The sequence below is a fragment of the Verrucomicrobium sp. 3C genome (assembly GCF_000379365.1).
Classification (GTDB): Bacteria; Verrucomicrobiota; Verrucomicrobiia; order Methylacidiphilales; family Methylacidiphilaceae; genus Methylacidimicrobium.
In genome coordinates this window covers 1,293,877-1,297,545 of record NZ_KB901875.1, presented here as the reverse complement: position 1 = coordinate 1,297,545, position 3,669 = coordinate 1,293,877, and the positions used below count along the sequence as shown (strand labels likewise).

Annotated in this window: 4 protein-coding genes and 1 pseudogene; 3 read left to right on the top strand and 2 right to left on the bottom strand. The window is 61.4% G+C overall.

The window, feature by feature from the left end; genetic code table 11:
* Positions 1-89 (bottom strand): annotated as a pseudogene (locus A37A_RS22005) (transposase); the annotation flags it as partial.
* A gap of 125 nt (positions 90-214) precedes the next feature.
* Here A37A_RS22005 and A37A_RS20565 point away from each other — a divergent pair.
* Together A37A_RS20565 and A37A_RS20560 are read left to right on the top strand one after the other, a co-directional pair.
* Positions 215-580, top strand: coding sequence for a hypothetical protein (locus tag A37A_RS20565; RefSeq protein WP_018290798.1), 366 nt, complete (start codon positions 215-217; stop codon positions 578-580).
* A 33-nt stretch (positions 581-613) separates the two neighbouring features.
* On the top strand, positions 614-1,225 hold the full coding sequence (locus A37A_RS20560) for a hypothetical protein (protein WP_196799526.1): 612 nt from the start codon (positions 614-616) through the stop codon (positions 1,223-1,225).
* Between the two features lie 10 nt (positions 1,226-1,235).
* On the opposite strand, the gene A37A_RS0106950 is transcribed toward A37A_RS20560, so the two are convergent.
* Positions 1,236-3,236, bottom strand: a complete 2,001-nt coding sequence (locus A37A_RS0106950) for a S9 family peptidase (protein WP_020494135.1) — start codon at positions 3,234-3,236, stop codon at positions 1,236-1,238.
* Between the two features lie 139 nt (positions 3,237-3,375).
* On the opposite strand from A37A_RS0106950, the gene A37A_RS0106945 reads away from it, so the two are divergent.
* A partial coding sequence (locus tag A37A_RS0106945; protein WP_231363803.1) for a helix-turn-helix domain-containing protein occupies positions 3,376-3,669 on the top strand: 294 nt, incomplete at its 3' end.

The following is a 3,669-nucleotide window of genomic DNA, read 5'->3' as shown; positions in this document are numbered from 1 at the left end:
GAATCCAGCATCGCTCGCATTTCCTCGGCCACCGGTCCCGTCAACACGTCGATCCGATACTTCGGGCACCATACCACATGGTATGCGGTTTTGTAAACACAATTGCGATTGGTGCCAACGCGTTGCGTGTCGGAAAGACTACATCACGTGTTGCGTTCCGCGCAACCGCAATTCCTCCCGCGATTCAAATCGCAGGTTTCCTTGCAGGAACTCTATGAACATGAACATGGGGCCGAACTATTACCAGGGTTCCAACGCCATAAACCTCAACGGCCTGGACTCGGTCCGATACGCGGGGAAGCCGGTGGCGATGGGTGATCTCAACATATTCATGGAGCAGTACATGCCGATGCTCATGATGGGGATCACCGACAACCTGACCCTCATGGCGATGTTCCCCATCTGGGACAAGCAGATGACCATGGTCGGGCTGTCCATGGGGGGGGGGTACGTGCATCACGGAATGGGGATGGGCCCCATGAAAGGAAAGAACGGCCTCCCTATCCAGAGGATGCCGCAGGGATCGGAGATGTCGATGCAGGCGATCGGTCTGGGGGACATCAACTTCCAGGCGATCTAGAAAGTGTTGGACTTTCACAGGAACCGGCTGCAGATGAACTACGGATTCTCGGTTCCGACGGGGTCGATCGACGAGACGATGCCCGACATGGACGGACACCATGTCTATCCCTACGACATGCAGCTCGGCCTAGGAGTACCCGCCTTCATCACGACGGCCACCTACCTGGGCCAGAGGCGAGGACCGCCACTGGGGCTGGGGGGTCCAGGGCTACGCCACGATTCCCGTCGGGCGCAACTCCCAAGGGTATGCCTGGGGCAACTCGTTCCTGGGCAACGGATGGATCTCCTACAACTTCACCGACGCGCTCTCCCTCAACTTCAGCGGTTTGGGCTCCTACCAAGGTGGGATCCATGGAGCGAACCCGGTCAACCAGCTTTCCCTCCGAAGCGCTCCCTTCGTCGCCATGCCCGATATCGTGGCCTCCTGGACGGGAGGAGAATGGGCCGGAGTCGGCTTGGGGTCAACGTGAGGATGCCCGGCTGCGCCGCCGACGGCTCCAAAAAGATCGCGACATCGCCCGCGAGCGCCCTTGATGGGAACTTCCTCACCGCCCAGATCGTCGTGCCCTGCTATCAGTCCTGGAACGGGATCCAGTACGGCATGGGCTGGATGTCCACCGTCTCCTGGCAGTGGTGGTACTGATTTAGCCTGTTCAGCGGACCGCCTGTTTGGTCTCCACGCCTTCCTCGGCCCGTCCACCAAGATGCTTAGCCAGGAACTTCTCGGTCGCCCGGAAGAACTGGAGGCGATCCTCCGGGCGGACAAAGCCGTGGCCCTCGTCCGGAAAGAGGAGATACTCGACGGGAAGCCCTTGCTTGCGCATCGCCTCGACGACCTGATCGCTCTCCGCCTGCTTGACCCGGACATCGTTGGCTCCCTGAGCGATCAAAAGAGGCACCCGAATGCGGCCAGCGGCAAAGAGCGGGGAGCGCTCCCGCAAGAACGCTTCCTCCGTCTCCGGGCTCCCGACGCGCTTCTCGAAGAGGGCCCGCATCGGCTCCCAATAGGGCGGAATCGAGCGACTCAAGGTGAGCAGATTGGAAGGACCCATTGCTTCGACCCCGCAGGTGAACTCCCCGGGAACGAAGGCCAGGGCCGCCAGCGTCGCATAGCCCCCGTAGCTCATCCCCATGACGGCGAACCGGTCGGGATCAGCGTAACCGTGGGCGACCGCCCACTGCTTTGCGTCGATCAGGTCGGTTTGCATCTTTCCGCCCCATTCCCGGTCCCCCGCGTTGACGAACTCCTTTCCGTAGCCCGTGGAGCCGCGGAAATTGACCTGCAAGACGCCGTAGCCCCGGTTGGCCAGGAGCTGGACCAGCGGGCTGAAGCCCCAACTGTCGCGCGCCCACGGCCCTCCGTGGACCAGAAGGACAAAGGGCACCTTGCCGGTCGCCCCGAGCGGCAGAGTCAGATAGCAGTGGAGGAGCAGGCCGTCCCGCCCCGGGAAGGAGATCGGCTCCATGGGAGCGAGCCGGTAGGAAGCGAGCTCGGGCCGGGAGGCGAAGAGAAACGCGAGTTTTTTCGCCTGCGGCTGAAAGAGATAGAAACTCGCCGGATCGATATCGGAGGAGAAAGCCACTGCCCAAGTTGTGTCGGAGAAATCGCGGCTGGCGATCGTCACCTCTCCAGGGTGCTGACTTTGAAGATAATCGAATGCCTCGCGGGCTCGAGGATCGAAGAAGCGCCACTCGAGCTTCTCCCGCTCGAAGGCGACCGCCTCGAGGCGATAGGTTTTCGGATGCGTCAGAATGGCCGCCACATCATAATGAGGATCCTCCGCCAGAATCGTCTGCTTCCCGCTCTCCAGATCGATTTCGAGAAGCCGCTCGGCGTTCGCCCCGACAGTCGAAAGGATCCAGAGGGAACGGTCATCCGGAGAAAATCCCACTGGACCCCCGGATTCGTCGGGTCCCCACGAAGCCACCGCCTTCCACGGAGCGTCGACCGTGCTCCGAGCGCTCACCTCCTGCCGGGCCCCCCGCAGCATGGCCATCCGGGCGCGAATTGCATACTGATGATCCTCTTGCCATTCGAGCACATTCCCGGGATTCTGCGCCAGAAGGCTGAGCCGGTTGTCGGCAAGAGAGAGGTCGTAGACATCGAAGAGCTTGGCATCTCTCTGGTTCATAGCGAGGAGCAGGGATCGGGAGTGAGCCGGATCGTCCGCCTGAAGATGGACCTTAACATCCTTGAACGGAGTCAGGTCAGTCCTCTTGCCTTGATCGAGATCGACCCGAAAGAGATGGTTGTTCTCGTTTCCTCCCTGGTCCTGGAGATAGAAGACCGAGCGGCTATCGGGCGACCAGAAAAAGGAGCGGATTCCCCGTCCCTTTTCCGCCGTGATCGGATGATCGTCCTTCTTTCCCAGGGAGCGGACCCAGACGTTCAAGACCCCCTGGTGGGGCGCCAGGTAGGCAAGCCTGCTGCCGTCGGGGGAGATTCGCGGAGAGGCCCGCTTCGGCTCCTCGAACAGGACCCGGAGGGGGATGAGCGGCGCCATCTTTGCGTCCGGTAACGCGGCCCGAAGGGGTGCCGCAGCCTGCAAAAGCCCGGCAAGGAAGAGAAGGACGAGGAGGGAGCGGTGAGGGGAAAGCGGAAGACGCATGACGGTGAGTCCAAGGACCCTAGGGGAAAAGCCGTCCGCTGGCAACCCCGCTTTCGCTGGGTGTCGTAAGCAAGTGAAGTGACCGCCGCGAGGGCAGATGAAGTGACCGCTTGGGTATTGGGGGCTGGAGAGTTCATGAGATGGGGGCATGGACGGCTTTGGCGAAGCGGAAGGATGGCGGGTCATGAAAGTTCAGGAGGTGATTATGCGGGCGATGGCGAAGCGGATCAGTTGGTTGGATGCGGCGGAGATTTTGGGATGGAGTCCTCGCACCCTTGGGCGGTGGCGAGCTCGGTATCGGATTCGGGGATGCGACGGGCTTTTTGATCGGAGGAAGCGGAGGCCAAGTCCGCGGAGGGTGCCAATGGAGACGGTGGAGAAGGTTCTTGGGCTCTATCGGGAGCGCTACGAGGGATGGAACGGGCGGCATTTTCACGAGAAGCTTCGGGAGGAGCATGGGATTGAGTTGAGCTATTCC